Origin of the sequence: Oceanobacillus sp. E9 (genome assembly GCF_001741975.1) — a bacterium.
Lineage (GTDB): Bacteria > Bacillota > Bacilli > Bacillales > Amphibacillaceae > Oceanobacillus > Oceanobacillus kimchii.
Map to the genome: position 1 here is coordinate 752,989 of NZ_LSNA01000007.1, position 16,369 is coordinate 769,357.

The following is a 16,369-nucleotide window of genomic DNA, read 5'->3' on the forward strand; positions in this document are numbered from 1 at the left end:
TATACGTGGAAAAATCCATATTAGTAATGAAGAAGAAGGGAGACTTTAAGATGAATGGTATTCTTCCGTTATGGAAACCAAAAGGACTAACGTCACATGATTGTGTGATACGTTGTCGTCGATATTTTAAGACTAAAAAGGTTGGACATACTGGAACATTGGATCCAGAAGTTGAGGGGGTATTACCTATATGTATTGGACAAGCTACAAAAATTGTTCCGTTTTTGACAGATACGAAAAAGGTATATGAAGCTACGGTACAACTTGGAAGTTCAACCGAGACAGAGGATGCGACAGGAAAAATAGTAGAAACAAAGGAAGTATCTGATTTTCCTACTATAGAGAAATTACACGAAGTACTTCAAACTTTTCTAGGAAGAACGAAGCAAATCCCGCCAATTTACTCCGCTGTAAAGGTAAACGGAAAAAAATTATATGAATATGCAAGAGCAAATGAAACAGTGGAAAGGCCTGTGAGAGAAATTGAAATATTTGAATTAACGCTTACCAGTGTTAATGAGAAAAATCATTCGTTTGACATTCGTATCGTTTGCTCTAAAGGTACTTATATACGTACGTTATGTGTAGATATAGGAAAAGCGTTGGGGTATCCAGCACATATGTCTTTACTTGTTCGCACAAATACTGGGACATTTTCTGAGAAAAATACGATAACTTTTGATATGATAGAAGAGGCTGTTTCCAATCAATCCGAAGAAAGATTATTAGTTCCAATTATAAACGGTTTGCAACATTTGGATCAGATTGAAGTAAATGAAGATATGAAAAAAAGAATTTTAAATGGCCAGAAACTTTCATTACAGAGAAATCATCACGAGCACACAGATCCGTTTGTATTTGTCCATAGAGGAAATGTACTGGCTATTTATCAATCGCATCCAACAAATGAAGATCAGATAAAACCAGTACGTGTATTTGCAATTGAAGATAAAAAAGTGTAGGTGAAGAAGTTGAGGACAATAGAATTAACATATCCACATAGCTTGCATATAGAAGAATTACCAGAAACCGTAAGTGCAATTGGATTTTTTGATGGTATTCATCAAGGTCATCAAAAAGTAATTACAACCGCAGTACGAGAAGCCGAAAAAAAAGCGATGGATAGTGCAGTGATTACATTCCATCCACATCCTTCCGTAGTATTAAAGAAAGATACGAAACAGGTTCAATATATAACTACGTTGAAAGAAAAACAGGAAGTTTTACAGGAGCTTGGTGTAGATCGTCTTTATATTATTACTTTCAATGAACAGTTGTCCAAACTAAGTCCACAAGAATTTATTGATCACTTTATCGTTGGATTACATATAAAACATCTAGTTGCGGGTTTTGACTATTCATTTGGTTATAAAGGGAAAGGAAATATGAATAATATTTCAGATTACTCCAACGAAAAATTTACTTGGCAGAAGGTAGACCAGGTATCTCTAGATGAAGAGAAAGTAAGTTCAACACGGATCCGGCAAGAATTAAAAGAGGGTAATGTAGAAAAAGTACACCAATTATTAAATAGACCGTATCAATCAACTGGCATGGTAATTAAAGGGGCACAACGTGGAAGGGAACTTGGTTATCCTACAGCAAACATTGATGTTCCAAATGATTCACTTTTACCACGCCAGGGTATTTATGCTGTATATGCGTGGATAAAAAACCAACGTTATGAAGGCATGGCGAATATTGGTACTAACCCAACTTTTACTGAGGACAGGCAGGACGTATCTGTCGAGGTATATATTTTTGATTACTCTAATGATTTATATGGAGAAGAATTAATCATTGAATGGCTGGATTATGTTCGCCCCGAAGAAAAATTTGATACAGTTGAAGCATTAATCGATCGAATGAAACAGGATGAACAGGAAATTCGATCCTATTTAACAAAAGAATAATTATCTTACTTGATTTTTTTCGTCATAAGCTGTATGCTTATATTCGTACAACCGTCGCTTGGCATCACGTAACTCCGACGTATGCTAGGGGACTGGGGATCAAGAATTTTTAGGAGGTGTGCCATATGGCAATTACACAGGAACGTAAGAATGAAATTATTAGCGAGTACAAGGTTCACGAAACCGATACTGGTTCTCCAGAAGTACAAATCGCTGTACTAACGGAAGAAATCACTTCTTTAAATGAACATTTACGAGTTCATAAAAAAGATCATCATTCTCGTCGCGGTCTTTTAAAGATGGTTGGTAAACGTCGTAATCTATTAACGTACCTACGTAACAAAGACGTTACTCGTTACCGTGAATTAATAAAAAAACTTGGCTTACGTCGATAATGTTAAAAAAAGCAGGAGCAATCCTGCTTTTTCTATTACCTATAATTGTTGTTACATATGATTCTGGATTGATTCCTATTTATGGATAGTTTATGCTATAAAAAGAGAATGTTTTTGATGTAACACCGAAATGCATTTGAATATAGAACTGCTACAGATATATTGTCGTAGCATGAAAGGAGAAATAGAAATAATGGCAGAAGAAAAACAACTATTCTCCACAGAAATTTCCGGGAAGAAATTTACCGTGGAAGTTGGAGAATTAGCAAAGCAAGCAAATGGTGCTTGTATGATTCATTATGGCGATACATCTGTCTTATCCGTAGCAACTGCTTCCAGTGAACCAAAGGACCTTCCTTTCTTCCCACTAACAGTAAACTACGAAGAACGACTATATGCAGTTGGTAAAATACCAGGAGGATTTATAAAGCGAGAAGGACGTCCAAGTGAAAAAGCGATCCTTTCATCTCGTTTAATAGACCGACCTATCCGTCCATTGTTCCCAGACGGTTTTCGAAATGAAGTGCAAGTAATTAGTACGGTAATGAGTGTAGATCAAGACTGCCCATCAGAAATTGCCGCTATGATTGGCTCTTCAATTGCGCTTGGCGTGTCTGATATTCCATTTGAACAACCAATCGCTGGTGTGAATGTTGGACGAGTAGACGGGGAATTTATTATAAACCCAACAATTGAGCAAGAAGCAAAAAGTGATATTGAATTAACTGTCGCTGGTACAAAAGATGCGATTAACATGGTAGAAGCAGGAGCAAATGAAGTTCCAGAAGATATTATGTTAGAAGCAATTATGTTTGGCCACGAAGAAATTAAGCGCTTAGTTGCTTTCCAAGAAGAAGTTGTCAAGGCATGTGGAAAAGAAAAATTTAAAGTTATATTATCTGAGTCTGAAGAAGAGCTAGTTAAAAATGTTCATTCAGAAGCAAAAGATAAGATTGTAACTGCAATACAGGTACAGGAAAAACATGCGCGTGATGAAGCGATTAAACAGGCAAAAGAAGAAATTGTTGCTCATTATGAAGAACAAGAAGTCGAAGAAGATGTAATCAAACAAGTAAAATCAATTCTAGATAGTATGGTAAAAGAAGAAGTTCGTCGGTTAATCACGAAAGAAAAAATTAGACCTGATGGACGAAAAGTGGATGAAATTCGACCGTTATCTTCCAGAATCCACGTATTGCCACGTACACATGGTTCTGGACTATTTACTCGTGGACAAACACAGGCACTTAGTGTGTGTACACTAGGCGCACTTGGTGATGTGCAAATTTTAGACGGTTTAGACTTAGAAGAGTCAAAAAGATTTATGCATCATTACAATTTCCCGCAGTATAGTGTAGGCGAAACAGGTCCAATCCGTGGGCCAGGTCGTCGTGAGATTGGTCATGGAGCACTTGGGGAACGTGCTTTAGAAAAAGTAATTCCGGATGACAAGGAGTTCCCATACACAATTCGACTTGTATCAGAAGTTTTAGAATCTAATGGTTCTACATCACAAGCAAGTATTTGTGCTAGTACATTAGCAATGATGGATGCTGGAGTGCCAATTAAAGCGCCGGTTGCAGGTATTGCTATGGGACTTGTTAAATCAGGTGATGATTATACGATTCTTACAGATATACAAGGTATGGAAGATGCACTAGGAGATATGGACTTTAAAGTAGCTGGAACCGCTAAAGGGGTAACTGCTTTACAAATGGATATTAAGATTGACGGGCTATCTCGAGATATTCTAGAAGAAGCACTTTCTCAAGCTAAAAAAGGTCGTATGCAAATACTAGAATCGATGTTAGCGACAATTAAAAAACCGAAAGAAGAACTATCTGAGTTTGCACCGAAAATCTTAACAATGGCAATTGATCCAGATAAGATTCGTGATGTTATTGGACCAAGTGGAAAACAAATCAATCAAATTATTGATGAAACTGGTGTGAAAATTGACATTGAACAAGATGGAAGTATCTTTATTTCCTCAACAGACAACGAAATGAACAAAAAAGCGAAACAAATTATTGAAGATCTTATACGTGAAGTGGAAGTAGGACAGATCTATCTTGGTAAAGTAAAACGAATCGAGAAGTTTGGAGCTTTCGTAGAATTGTTTAAAGGGAAAGATGGTCTCGTTCACATTTCAGAGCTTGCAGAAGAACGCACGAACAAAGTGGAAGATGTTGTTTCCATAGGTGATCAAATTATGGTTAAAGTAAAAGAAATTGATCGTCAAGGTCGTGTGAATTTATCTAGAAAAGCAGTTATTCAAGATGAGAAGAAAGCAAAAGAACAGGCGTAATTAATCATTAAAAGGCGATAAAAAGAAGCTGAACCAATTTATTTTCAGTTTCTTTTTTGCATGCGTCTTGTTTTTACATATGAAAGGCAAAAAAATACATATCATAGGTAGTACATACTTGTCCTCCTTTTGCATAGACATGTAAGGGGAGGGGTTTGTATGAGGCGCTATCAAAAATTTGTAAATTTATTTGTTTTTATTATTTTAGTCTTTACTGTAATCGATCTTAACTATAATCCATTTCAGTTAAATCCTTTAGAGGTATCGATGGAAGTACCGACTTCTTCCACTGATGAACTTTATATGGAAATAGAACAAAAAAGTAAAGAATATAAGGAAGAGCCGCAGAATGCCTATATAGATAATGTGTGGAAGAAAACACCGGGTAGAAATGGTAGACAAGTGGATGTGAACGCATCCTATGAGAAAATGAAAGATGATGAAAATCGTTTTAACGATGATTTATTTGTATTTGATGAAATTCCACCTGAAGTGTCTTTGGATGATTTGCCTGCTTCTCCTATTTATCGAGGTCATCCTGAAAAACAAATGACTGCTTTTTTAATTAATGTTTCTTGGGGAGAAGAGTATATTCCTGAAATACTACAAGTGCTAAAGAAACATGAAGTAAAGGCCACTTTTTTTATTGAAGGTAAATGGGCAAAAGAAAATTCGGAGATTGTACAAATGATTGATGAGCAGGGACATTTAATTGGCAATCATGCATACAATCATCCCGATATGGCAACACTTTCCGAGGAGGAAGCTTATAATCAAATTAATCAAACGAATCAAATTTTAAATGCGATCACTGGTGAGACTCCTAAATGGTTTGCTCCACCAAGTGGTAGCTTTAGTGATACTGTTGTACAGACTGCTGCAGATTTAAATATGGAAACCATCCTTTGGACGGTAGATACTATTGATTGGAAGAATCCGTCTGTATCTGTGATGGTCAATAGAATAAGAGAAAAAATTCATCCTGGGGCAACCGTATTGATGCATCCTACAGCTTCTAGTACACGAGGTTTAGAAGAGATGATAACGATCATTAAAGAAAAAGGATATAAAATTGGTACGATTGAAGCATTATTAAGTGAAGATAGATAACCTGAGGATTTTAGGAGGAAATTTTGTGATAGAAAGACATACATGCAATAACGGTTTACGAATTGTACATGAACAAATTCCAGCAGTGCGTTCAGTAACCATTGGTATTTGGATATTAACAGGATCTAGAAATGAATCCAATCAAAACAATGGAATCTCTCATTTTTTAGAGCATATGTTTTTTAAAGGGACTGCTACAAGATCCGCACAAGATATTGCAGAAGAGTTTGATTCTATTGGTGGTCAAATAAATGCATTTACTTCCAAAGAGTATACATGCTTTTACGCGAAAGTGTTAGACACACATAAAGAATATGCCTTGGAAATATTAGCTGATATGTTCTTTAACTCTACTTTTGATCCAGAAGAGATGGAAAGAGAGAAAAAAGTAGTATTAGAAGAAATAAAAATGTATGAAGATACACCAGATGATATTGTACATGACTTATTAGCAAAAGCATCATATGGGACACATCCATTAGGTTACCCAATATTAGGTACAGAGGATCAATTACTTTCTTTTGATTCAGCTCAATTGAAAGACTATATTGAACATGCATATTCTCCGGAACGTGTAGTTATTTCAGTAGCTGGAAATGTAGACGCTTCATTTATGAAGACGATTGATTCTTCATTTGGTAGCTACACCGGTAAATCAAATTTAGTTGAAATAATTAAACCTACATTTTTAGCTGAGTCGATTGATCGTCATAAAGATACAGAACAGGCGCATCTATGTCTTGGTTATCAAGGATTAGAGCAAGGTCATCCGTTATTGTATAGTTTAACAATTATGAATAATGTATTAGGTGGTAGTATGAGCTCGAGATTATTTCAAGATGTACGTGAAAAACAAGGTCTCGCTTATGCAGTATTTTCTTATCATTCCACATTTATTGATAGTGGATTACTAACGATTTACGGTGGAACAGGTAAAGAACAATTATCGGTCCTTGAAGATACGATTCAATTGACGGTGAATACATTAATTCAAAATGGCTTAACAGATAAAGAACTAAGGAATAGTAAAGAGCAATTAAAAGGTGGCTTAATGCTAAGTCTTGAAAGCACTAATAGCCGCATGTCTCGAAATGGTAGAAATGAATTGTTATTAAAAAGACATCGTACTCTAGATGAAATGATACAAGAAATTGATGCAGTGAGTCATGATACGATTCAACAAGTAATTAATGAGGTATTTAAAGAAAAAGCTGCTCGTGCCTTAATCGCACCTAAAGCCAACTAGACAAGATAAATAATCAAAAGTAAATCCGTTCCGTTTTTTGAGGAGCGGGTTCTTTTTTTGTTTAAATATAAATGTTTTGTATTTAACTTTTGTGTTAACACTTTTCTACCAACCACTTGTTCTTTGTTTTAGAATTTCTGCTATCATGATTACTTCTTATATTGCATAGAATTGATTTAATAGTAAGTATTAAAGGAGTGATATTTTGGTGCGATTTCGAGATATGAGCGATAAGGAAATAATTAATGTAAGCGAAGGGAAACGTCTTGGTGTTTTAGGACAAACAGATCTAGAGATAAATGAAGAAAATGGACAGATTGAGGCTTTTATTATCCCAAGTTATAAATGGTTTGGACTTGTTAAAGAAGGAGAAGAGACAAAGATTAACTGGAAATCCATACGAAAAATTGGTGAAGATATGATTATGATCGATACGGAATTGATGGATTCTTAAATATGGCTATTTGTCACGATTAGAGTGACAATAGCCTTTTTCTTTGCATTAATCGTTGGAAATATTCACTCCCTGCCGCTAAACACATAAGCTATAAAGAAAAATGAATAAAGGAATTGGGAGTTTGGAGGTTTATAATCCTTATGAATCGATTAATAGCAGTAATTGGTGGAGATGCAAGATATTTAGAGCTTATTAAGCAATTAAAAAATGTGCCAAATAATAAGCTTCTTTTATGTGGATTTGATAAATTAGAACAAGGTTTTACAGGTTTAAATGAATTAGAATTAGATGAGCTAGATCCCTCGACTTTAGACGTGGTTATATTACCGATTACAGGTATAGATCAGAATGGAAAAGTCGAAACGGTCTTTACTGATAAAGAGATTCATTTAGAACCTAATTGGTTTCAACAGTTGAAGAAAACGTGTGTTGTGTTCACAGGAATAACGAATGACTATTTAACAGAACAAACGAAAAATGCAGGAGTAAAACTAATTCCATTATTAGAACGGGATGATGTGGCCATTTATAATTCCATTCCAACAGCAGAAGGTGCAATTATGATGGCATTTGAACAAACAGATCAAACGATTCATTCATCACGGGTGATGGTGGTTGGTTTTGGAAGAGTAGGAAATACAGTAGCAAATAAGTTTTCTGCTTTAGGTGCACACGTGTCTGTATGTGCTAGAAGTATAAAGGATCTGGCGCGTATTACGGAAATGGGCTTACAAGCAATTCCGTTGAGCAAGATGGCAGAATATACGTCTGAGTGTGATATTTTGATTAACACAATCCCTGCACTCGTTGTTACGAAGGAATCTATACAACATTTACCAACCAATGCAGTGATTATAGATTTAGCATCAAAACCAGGAGGTACAGATTTTACGTATGCAAAAAAAAGAGGTATTAATGCTATATTAGCGAGAAGTCTTCCGGGAATTGTTGCTCCAAGAACAGCTGGGAAAATCTTGGCAGATGTCGTTAATCAGATATTAGATGAGGAGAGGAGCGAATCATGACTCTTAATGGTAAACGAATTGGATTTGGGTTAACTGGTTCTCATCATACGTTTGAACACATATTTCCTAAAATTGAGGAACTTATCTCACTGGATGCTGAAGTGATTGCTTTTGCTACAGAAACCGTTCAATATACAGATACGAAGCATGGAAAAGCAGCTGATCATATAGAGCGTTTAGAGGAAATTACAGGACATCCCGTCATTCGTACCATTCCAGAAGCAGAACCTTTTGGTCCTGATCGTCCGTTAGATGTTATGGTTGTCGCTCCACTAACAGGTAACTCAATGAGTAAATTTGCACATGCTCATACGGATAACAGTGTATTAATGGCAGCGAAATCAACATTACGAAATAATCAACCTGTCGTATTAGGTATGACAACAAATGATGCATTAGGACTAAATGCTGTAAATCTAGCTACTTTATTAAATAGCAAATATATCTATTTCATTCCGTTTGGGCAAGATCATCCTTTTAAAAAACCAAACTCACTATCTGCAAAATTAGATTTTCTAATCCCTACAGTAGAAGAAGCGTTACAAGGGAAACAACTTCAGCCGATAATTGTACCTTATCAAGAGTAAAGTATGTTAGAATAGTTTACTAGAGAACAGAATTAGAATGTGGAAGGGAGTCATTTTAATGACACAGGAAACAAAGTATAACGTGGCAGTAGTTGGCGCGACAGGCGCGGTAGGACAAAAAATCATCGAACTATTACAAGACAAATCATTCCCAATTAACAATTTAAAATTACTCTCGTCAAAACGTTCAGCTGGTTCTACTGTTACCGTAAATGGCAAAGAAATTATTGTAGAAGAGGCTACACCCGAATCTTTTGAAGGGGTAGATATTGCTCTATTTTCTGCTGGTGGTTCTGTATCCAAGCGACTTGCTCCAGAAGCAGTAAAAAGAGGTGCAGTAGTAGTAGATAATACTAGTGCTTACCGTATGGATCAGGATGTACCTTTGGTTGTTCCAGAAGTAAATCCGGAAGACTTAAAAAAACATCAAGGAATTATTGCAAATCCTAACTGCTCTACTATACAAATGGTAGCTGCATTACAACCTATCAAAGAAAAGTACGGTTTAAATAAAATTATTGTTTCTACCTATCAGGCAGTTTCTGGTGCGGGAAATGAAGCAATTGATGAATTAAAGACACAATCACAGCAACAACTTAATGGCGAAGCATTGGAAGCAAATTTACTTCCTGTAAAAGGTGATGAAAAACATTTCCCTATCGCTTTTAATGCTTTACCACAAATTGATGTATTCCAAGAAAATGGATATACATTTGAAGAAATGAAAATGATTAATGAAACAAAGAAAATCTTACATGATGATGCATTACATGTAGCAGCAACATGTGTACGTCTTCCTTTTGTTACTTCTCATGCAGAGAGTGTGTATGTGGAAATAGATGAAGCCGGAGTACAAGTAAAAGATATTTGGAATTTATTAGAATCCGCAGATGGAATTATCCTAGAGGATAATCCAACCAGTCAGATATATCCTACTCCGTTATCAGCTGAAGGAAAAGAAGAAGTGTTTGTTGGTCGTGTGCGTAAAGATTTAGATGAAGATAAAGGATTCCATCTCTGGGTAGTATCTGATAATCTATTAAAAGGGGCAGCTTGGAATACAGTCCAAATTGCACAAACATTAATTAAGAATCAATGGTTAAAAAAATAATCGAATACAAAAATACAATCATCCAATAATCAAACTTGGATAACTTATAGAGGTGTTTTAAAGTGCAAGTGATGGTCCAAAAATTTGGAGGAACTTCGGTACAATCCGCAGAAAATAGAGAGCATGTCATTCGTCATATTCGTGAGGCATTAGTGCAAGAATATAAACTCGTAGTTGTAGTATCTGCTTTAGGTAGAAAACCAGATCCTTATGCGACTGATAGTTTACTTGGACTTGTAGACTTCCCAACCAATACAAATTCACCACGTGAACTTGACTTACTTATGTCTTGTGGAGAGGTAATTTCTTCTGTAGTTTTATCGAATGAACTTCAAAAAAACCATATTTCTACGGTTGCTTTAACTGGAGCGCAGGCAGGCTTTGTTACGAATGAAGATTTCAATCGAGCAAAAATAAAAGAAGTGAATCCTTCTAGAATCTTAAAAGAATTGGAAACACACGATGTTGTAGTTGTAGCTGGATTTCAGGGACAAAGTGAGTCTGGTGAAATAACTACTATCGGACGTGGAGGTAGTGACACTTCTGCTGCAGCTCTAGGTGTTGCTTTAGCTGCAGAAAGAATTGAAATTTTTACGGATGTGGAAGGTATAATGACTGCTGATCCACGTGTTGTAAAAAATGCCAGGCCACTCGATGTTGTAACGTATACAGAAATATGTAACTTGGCCTATCAAGGAGCAAAAGTAATTCATCCACGTGCAGTAGAAATTGCAATGCAAGGGAAAATTCCGATGCGAATCCGGTCAACCTATTCCGAACAGTTAGGTACATTAGTTACTTCATCTCGAGTTCATGAGCTTGGAATGGATATACCTGATCGGATGATTACTGGTATTGCACATATTTCACCAGTAACGCAAATTAAAGTTCAGACGAAAGAATCAGCTTATCGTGTCCAATCAGAAGTATTTAAAGCGATGGCCGAAGCAGGTATATCGGTTGATTTTATTAACATATCACCGACTGGTGTCGTCTATACAGTTCCAGAAAATTTAACAACCAAAGCAATTGAGATACTAGAAATGTTAGGTTTCCATCCAGAGGTAACGGAAGGGTGTGCCAAAGTATCTGCAGTAGGAGCAGGAATGAGTGGCGTTCCTGGTGTTGCATCTAAAATCGTGCAGGCATTAACCGATTCTGGTGTGCAAATTCTGCAGTCTGCAGATAGTCATACCACGATTTGGGTATTAGTGCATAATGATGATTTAGTCACTGCAGTAAATGCATTGCATGATGTATTTGACCTTAGTGTTACCGAAGAACTACAAGAAAGCTAAGTGAATAAATCGAAGCAAAAAACAGCTGGACGAGAAGCAGAAATAATCTGGATCGTTCAGCTTTTTTTAATATTGACGATTTTAAAGTAATAACTATGATGTAAAAGAAAGAATTGATATATACCGAATTTAACTTTGAAAAAAATTGAATCATCCTAAACACTACTTTGATCGAATGTAATACCGTAATATCAATAATTAGAAATAGATGAAGTATGTTTTACTTGTTTGTGCTCATACTAGGAATAAGTAGTAGGAAAGGGGATTTTTAGTATGAGTTTTCAAATGAATGATGATGATAACAAACCAGAAAAGGAAAAAGGTAATAATTCGTCTTCGTTGGTTGAAAAAATCCAACAGCTTGGACAATCAAATGTTCCACAAGCACCGGATTCGAATATTCATGTGCTTTCTATTATTGGTCAGGTAGAAGGACATGTGCAGCTTCCTCCTCAAAATAAAACAACAAAATATGAACATCTGTTACCACAATTAATTGCGATTGAACAAAATCCTAAAATAGAGGGACTTGTTATATTGTTAAATACAGTTGGTGGGGATGTAGAGGCCGGTTTAGCACTTGCTGAAATGATTTCTTCCTTATCTAAACCAACAGTGTCTATTGTACTTGGTGGCGGGCACTCTATTGGGGTTCCTATAGCGGTTGCTACTGATCACTCCTTTATCGTACCGACAGCAACAATGACCATACACCCAATACGTTTAACCGGTCTAGTAATTGGTGTACCACAGACATTTGAATACTTAGATAAAATGCAAGAAAGAGTTATTGACTTTGTCGTAAATCATTCGAACATTAAAGAAGACAAATTCAAGGAATTAATGTTTGCGAAGGGAAATTTGACACGAGACATTGGAACAAATGTAGTTGGCAAAGATGCAGTTGAGTTTGGTTTAATTAATGATGTTGGTGGCGTTAAAGAAGCAATGGAAAAATTAAATGAGTTAATTGGACCAAAACAAAAGGCAGGAGAAGATAAATCATGATTTTATACACGCCACTAAGTTATCATGATGTATTCCCGGCTGATCCAAGTTCCTATCAGAATGTGGAACCGGTAGTGTATCAAGGAAAAACCGTTTATGCTACACGCCAAGAAAATGGCAACTATCAAATTAATCAATTATTATCAACAGATCCAAATGATTACTTAAATGATGATTTTTTACCTGGAAGAATTATTAGCTGATACCGATTTTTCCCAAATCTATGCTATAATGGAAGTAGAATAACCCTTGCCGTTTTTTGTGGGCAAGGGTTTGCTATTCGTAAAAGTAATAGATGTTGGGGTGAGAAAATGGCCGCGAAAAAAAGAAAGAAAAAAAGAAAAAATTCTAAGCAAGTAAAGCGATTAAAGATAGAGTTAGTTGGCCTACTTCTTATATTTCTTGCAATATTTGGTAGCGGAGCAGCTGCGCTAAGTGATGGTGCTATACCAGGATGGCTGGAGAATTTATTTCAATTCTTCTTTGGTATTTGGTACTTTATTGCATCTGTATTTCTACTTGTAGCAGGATTTTACTTATTGATAAAACGAAAATTACCAGATTTTCTACATCGTAGAATGATTGGATTTTATATTCTTTTAGCTGGTGTACTGATGTTAACGCATATTCAAGTATTGGAAAGTTTACTAGTAACAACAGAAAACACCTCTATTATTGGAATGAGTTGGACATTATTTTTTGATTATGTAAACGGAACAGGTACGTTGGTTCAAACTGGTGGAGGAATGTTCGGGGCAATTCTTTTCACGTTTTCACATTATATGTTTTCCATTACTGGATCAAAAATTGTTGTTGTCTTTTGTTTGTTAATTGGTGCTATTTTCCTTACGAATTTATCAATTGGAGAGGTGACTTCTAAGATATTCACTAAGGTAAAAGCGCTTATAAATTTAACTAAGGAAAAATGGACGCAGTATCAATCTGAAAGAAAAGAAAGAAAGCATCAGGCATATATTGATGATGAAAGCAGACAAGCTGAGAATGAAATAGAAGATAATCTGGTGACAGAGATTGATGTTTCAGAAAGGGAAGAACCATTTATCAATGATTTTACAGATGTAGCATATCAAGATAATGTTCCGCAAGCCACAGAGAATAAAGCACCAGCTAAACAAAAACAAGCCCAAAGTACGAAAATTGATCAAAGTTTAGCTGATGATAGTAAAGACGAAGCAATGCCAATGACAGCTAGGGAGAATCACGATTATGAACTTCCTATGCCAGATTTATTAGCAGATCCATCTTATAACTCGCAACAGCAAGAAAAGTCACAAATTCAAGCTACAGTACGTAAGTTGGAAAAAACATTTACAAGCTTTGGTGTGAAAGCAAAAATTACGAAGGTACATGTTGGGCCAGCTGTTACGAAATATGAAGTATATCCTGAAGCCGGGGTAAAAGTTAGTAAGATCGTCAACCTTCATGATGATATTGCACTTGCTTTAGCAGCAAAAGATATTCGTATTGAAGCACCAATTCCAGGGAAATCTGCTGTTGGAATAGAAGTTCCAAATAAAGAAATTGCAATGGTTTCTTTACGAGAGGTGTTAGATAAAACCTGGTCTAATAAGACATCTAAACTTCTTTATGCTCTTGGTAGAGATATATCGGGTGAAGCTGTTGTTGGTGAATTGAATAAAATGCCCCATCTATTAATTGCAGGTGCGACCGGAAGCGGGAAAAGTGTTTGTGTCAATGGCATAATTACGAGTATTTTAATGCGTGCAAAACCTCACGAAGTTAAAATGATGATGATTGATCCTAAAAAGGTAGAACTTAACGTCTATAATGGTATTCCCCACTTGCTAGCACCAGTTGTAACTGATCCAAAGAAAGCATCAAGAGCACTGAAAAAGGTTGTAGCTGAAATGGAAAGACGTTATGATTTATTTTCTGAAACAGGAACAAGAAATATTGAAGGATACAATGAATATATTCGAAAGCAAAATCTAGCATCTGAAGAACAGCAGCCACACTTACCTTACATTGTTGTTCTTGTAGATGAGTTGGCAGATTTAATGATGGTAGCCTCAAATGATGTGGAAGATTCCATTACGAGATTGGCACAAATGGCTCGTGCAGCAGGAATTCATTTAATTATTGCTACACAACGTCCTTCGGTAGACGTTATTACAGGTGTTATTAAGGCAAATATTCCATCACGTATTGCATTTAGTGTATCCTCTGCGACAGATTCACGTACCATCCTTGATTCAGGAGGAGCTGAGAAATTATTAGGAAGAGGCGATATGTTATTTATGCCCGTAGGTTCTTCAAAACCAACACGTGTTCAAGGTGCATTCTTATCTGATGAAGAGGTAGAACGTATTGTAGACCATTGTATTGAACAACAAAAAGCATCTTATCAAGAAGAAATGATTCCAGAAGAAACAAATGAAGTAGTTGAAGAGGTTGATGATGATCTTTATGAGGATGCAGTTCAACTCATTTCAGAAATGCAAAGTGCTAGTGTATCAATGTTACAGCGTCGATTCCGGATTGGTTATACTAGAGCTGCAAGACTGATTGATGCTATGGAGGATAGAGGAATAGTAGGTCCTTATGAAGGGAGTAAACCAAGGGCAGTCTTGGTTCCTAAACCTACAGAAGAACAAACGACTTCCTCGTAATGACCTTAATGTGATCCTTATTCTAGTGTTATCATGAATAAGGATCACATTTTTGATGAAATTTACCATGGTATTAGGGATTTATTTCTTTTAAGAAGAGTGGTAATATAAATTCTAGTATGCAAGAAAACGATTTCGTAGTTGGCATTAGTGGAGGTGAATTATATGTCTATTCGTGCGGATGCAAGACATTTATATTTACAAGTTATTGATGAAATTCGAAAAGAAATTGATAGAGGCGTTTACCTTGAAAATGAAAAACTCCCATCGGAATATGAATTGTCAAAGCATTTAGGTGTTTCAAGAGCTACCTTAAGAGAAGCACTTCGTATTTTAGAGGAGGATAATGTAGTAACTAGGAGACATGGTGTAGGAACTTTTGTAAATCCAAAGCCGATTTTTTCATCTGGGATTGAAGAGCTAACGAGCGTTACACAGATGATTGAACAATCTGGAAAAGTAGCAGGTACACAATATTTATCTGCTGAAGTTGTCCAAGCAACCGATGAAGATCGCTCCAAATTTAACAATCAGTCATTAACATCATTATCTAAAATTGAACGTGTTCGTACGGCTGATAATGATCCTGTAGTGTTTTGTATTGATAAGATTCCAACTAAGTTGATTCCGATTGAAGTATTACGAGATGAAGCGTCCATTTTTAATGTGTTTGAATCCTATACGAAGAAACGTGTTGCATATGCGGTTACATATATTGAACCGGTAAGCTATCATGACCGAATTTATAGTATTTTAAATTATGCATCTGATCAACCGTTACTATTATTAAAGCAAGTGCATTATACGAGTGATGATGAACCAGTTCTATATTCATCTAATTATTTTCGAGCAGATACATTTAGCTTTTATGTATTACGAAAACGTGTTTAATAAAGGAGGTGATTTTCGTTTCTTACGAAAATCACCTCCTTTAATGTAATTATCTGTAGGCACTTCTTATATTAAGACTTTAAGAAGGTTAGAAAATGTCTCAATAAGAATTAACAAATCAAGGTTTTGAATAGAATCATACCGATCCGTAGCAATGGAAATCTTACTTTAATTAGAACATTTAAATTCCCCAACGGATAATAATTCTTTAATCATAATCCTTGTTCAAATTAAATTTATTAAGATACATATGATTAAAATACTTATAATTAGTAAAAAATAACAGCATATAAATTAAAATCGATTATCACTGATAAAAGGTTTTGGGGAACAAGTTATATATAATTAACTTAATGTAGGGAGAATCTA

Annotated in this window: 15 protein-coding genes; all 15 read left to right on the forward strand. The window is 35.7% G+C overall.

What is annotated here, in order from left to right:
• Window positions 1-50: 50 nt before the first annotated feature.
• The 15 genes from truB (at window position 51) to AQ616_RS13405 (ending at window position 16,000) form a co-directional block, all read left to right on the forward strand.
• Window positions 51-962 carry a tRNA pseudouridine(55) synthase TruB gene (truB, locus tag AQ616_RS13335; protein WP_017796714.1) on the forward strand — a complete coding sequence of 304 codons (912 nt, stop codon included), beginning with the start codon at window positions 51-53 and terminating at the stop codon, window positions 960-962.
• Window positions 963-971: 9 nt separating this feature from the next.
• Entirely contained in the window at window positions 972-1,913 is a 942-nt protein-coding gene (locus AQ616_RS13340; RefSeq protein WP_017796715.1) for a bifunctional riboflavin kinase/FAD synthetase, read from the forward strand.
• A 125-nt stretch (window positions 1,914-2,038) separates the two neighbouring features.
• Entirely contained in the window at window positions 2,039-2,308 is a 270-nt protein-coding gene (gene rpsO, locus AQ616_RS13345; protein ID WP_011066003.1) for a 30S ribosomal protein S15, read from the forward strand.
• A 193-nt stretch (window positions 2,309-2,501) separates the two neighbouring features.
• On the forward strand, window positions 2,502-4,616 hold the full coding sequence (gene pnp / locus AQ616_RS13350) for a polyribonucleotide nucleotidyltransferase (protein ID WP_017796716.1): 2,115 nt from the start codon (window positions 2,502-2,504) through the stop codon (window positions 4,614-4,616).
• A 159-nt stretch (window positions 4,617-4,775) separates the two neighbouring features.
• A complete protein-coding gene (locus AQ616_RS13355) occupies window positions 4,776-5,726 on the forward strand; it encodes a polysaccharide deacetylase family protein (protein ID WP_069685972.1) in 951 nt (316 codons plus the stop codon).
• Window positions 5,727-5,751: 25 nt separating this feature from the next.
• Window positions 5,752-6,972, forward strand: a complete 1,221-nt coding sequence (locus AQ616_RS13360; RefSeq protein ID WP_017796718.1) for a M16 family metallopeptidase — start codon at window positions 5,752-5,754, stop codon at window positions 6,970-6,972.
• Between the two features lie 208 nt (window positions 6,973-7,180).
• Window positions 7,181-7,426: a YlmC/YmxH family sporulation protein gene (locus AQ616_RS13365; RefSeq protein WP_026133767.1), complete on the forward strand. Its 246-nt coding sequence runs from the start codon at window positions 7,181-7,183 to the stop codon at window positions 7,424-7,426.
• Between the two features lie 143 nt (window positions 7,427-7,569).
• Window positions 7,570-8,454 carry a dipicolinic acid synthetase subunit A gene (dpaA, locus tag AQ616_RS13370; RefSeq protein WP_069685973.1) on the forward strand — a complete coding sequence of 295 codons (885 nt, stop codon included), beginning with the start codon at window positions 7,570-7,572 and terminating at the stop codon, window positions 8,452-8,454.
• Window positions 8,451-9,041: a dipicolinate synthase subunit B gene (gene dpaB / locus AQ616_RS13375; RefSeq protein WP_069685974.1), complete on the forward strand. Its 591-nt coding sequence runs from the start codon at window positions 8,451-8,453 to the stop codon at window positions 9,039-9,041. Before dpaA ends, dpaB begins: the two co-directional genes overlap by 4 nt.
• A gap of 58 nt (window positions 9,042-9,099) precedes the next feature.
• On the forward strand, window positions 9,100-10,152 hold the full coding sequence (gene asd, locus AQ616_RS13380; RefSeq protein WP_069685975.1) for an aspartate-semialdehyde dehydrogenase: 1,053 nt from the start codon (window positions 9,100-9,102) through the stop codon (window positions 10,150-10,152).
• Window positions 10,153-10,214: 62 nt separating this feature from the next.
• On the forward strand, window positions 10,215-11,450 hold the full coding sequence (dapG, locus tag AQ616_RS13385; RefSeq protein WP_017796723.1) for an aspartate kinase: 1,236 nt from the start codon (window positions 10,215-10,217) through the stop codon (window positions 11,448-11,450).
• Between the two features lie 273 nt (window positions 11,451-11,723).
• Window positions 11,724-12,458, forward strand: coding sequence for a ClpP family protease (locus AQ616_RS13390; protein ID WP_017796724.1), 735 nt, complete (start codon window positions 11,724-11,726; stop codon window positions 12,456-12,458).
• A complete protein-coding gene (locus AQ616_RS13395; protein ID WP_017796725.1) occupies window positions 12,455-12,661 on the forward strand; it encodes a YlzJ-like family protein in 207 nt (68 codons plus the stop codon). Before AQ616_RS13390 ends, AQ616_RS13395 begins: the two co-directional genes overlap by 4 nt.
• Window positions 12,662-12,769: 108 nt before the next feature.
• Window positions 12,770-15,109: an FtsK/SpoIIIE family DNA translocase gene (locus tag AQ616_RS13400; RefSeq protein ID WP_017796726.1), complete on the forward strand. Its 2,340-nt coding sequence runs from the start codon at window positions 12,770-12,772 to the stop codon at window positions 15,107-15,109.
• A 165-nt stretch (window positions 15,110-15,274) separates the two neighbouring features.
• Window positions 15,275-16,000, forward strand: a complete 726-nt coding sequence (locus tag AQ616_RS13405) for a GntR family transcriptional regulator (protein WP_017796727.1) — start codon at window positions 15,275-15,277, stop codon at window positions 15,998-16,000.
• Window positions 16,001-16,369: the final 369 nt, after the last annotated feature.

What these genes read in the sequence shown, in the direction of transcription:
- truB (WP_017796714.1), top strand. Translation starts at nt 51, where the DNA reads ATGAATGGTATTCTTCCGTTATGGAAACCAAAAGGACTAACGTCACAT.
- rpsO (WP_011066003.1), top strand. Translation starts at nt 2,039, where the DNA reads ATGGCAATTACACAGGAACGTAAGAATGAAATTATTAGCGAGTACAAG.
- pnp (WP_017796716.1), top strand. Translation starts at nt 2,502, where the DNA reads ATGGCAGAAGAAAAACAACTATTCTCCACAGAAATTTCCGGGAAGAAA.
- AQ616_RS13355 (WP_069685972.1), top strand. Translation starts at nt 4,776, where the DNA reads ATGAGGCGCTATCAAAAATTTGTAAATTTATTTGTTTTTATTATTTTA.
- dpaA (WP_069685973.1), top strand. Translation starts at nt 7,570, where the DNA reads ATGAATCGATTAATAGCAGTAATTGGTGGAGATGCAAGATATTTAGAG.
- dpaB (WP_069685974.1), top strand. Translation starts at nt 8,451, where the DNA reads ATGACTCTTAATGGTAAACGAATTGGATTTGGGTTAACTGGTTCTCAT.
- asd (WP_069685975.1), top strand. Translation starts at nt 9,100, where the DNA reads ATGACACAGGAAACAAAGTATAACGTGGCAGTAGTTGGCGCGACAGGC.
- AQ616_RS13390 (WP_017796724.1), top strand. Translation starts at nt 11,724, where the DNA reads ATGAGTTTTCAAATGAATGATGATGATAACAAACCAGAAAAGGAAAAA.
- AQ616_RS13395 (WP_017796725.1), top strand. Translation starts at nt 12,455, where the DNA reads ATGATTTTATACACGCCACTAAGTTATCATGATGTATTCCCGGCTGAT.
- AQ616_RS13400 (WP_017796726.1), top strand. Translation starts at nt 12,770, where the DNA reads ATGGCCGCGAAAAAAAGAAAGAAAAAAAGAAAAAATTCTAAGCAAGTA.
- AQ616_RS13405 (WP_017796727.1), top strand. Translation starts at nt 15,275, where the DNA reads ATGTCTATTCGTGCGGATGCAAGACATTTATATTTACAAGTTATTGAT.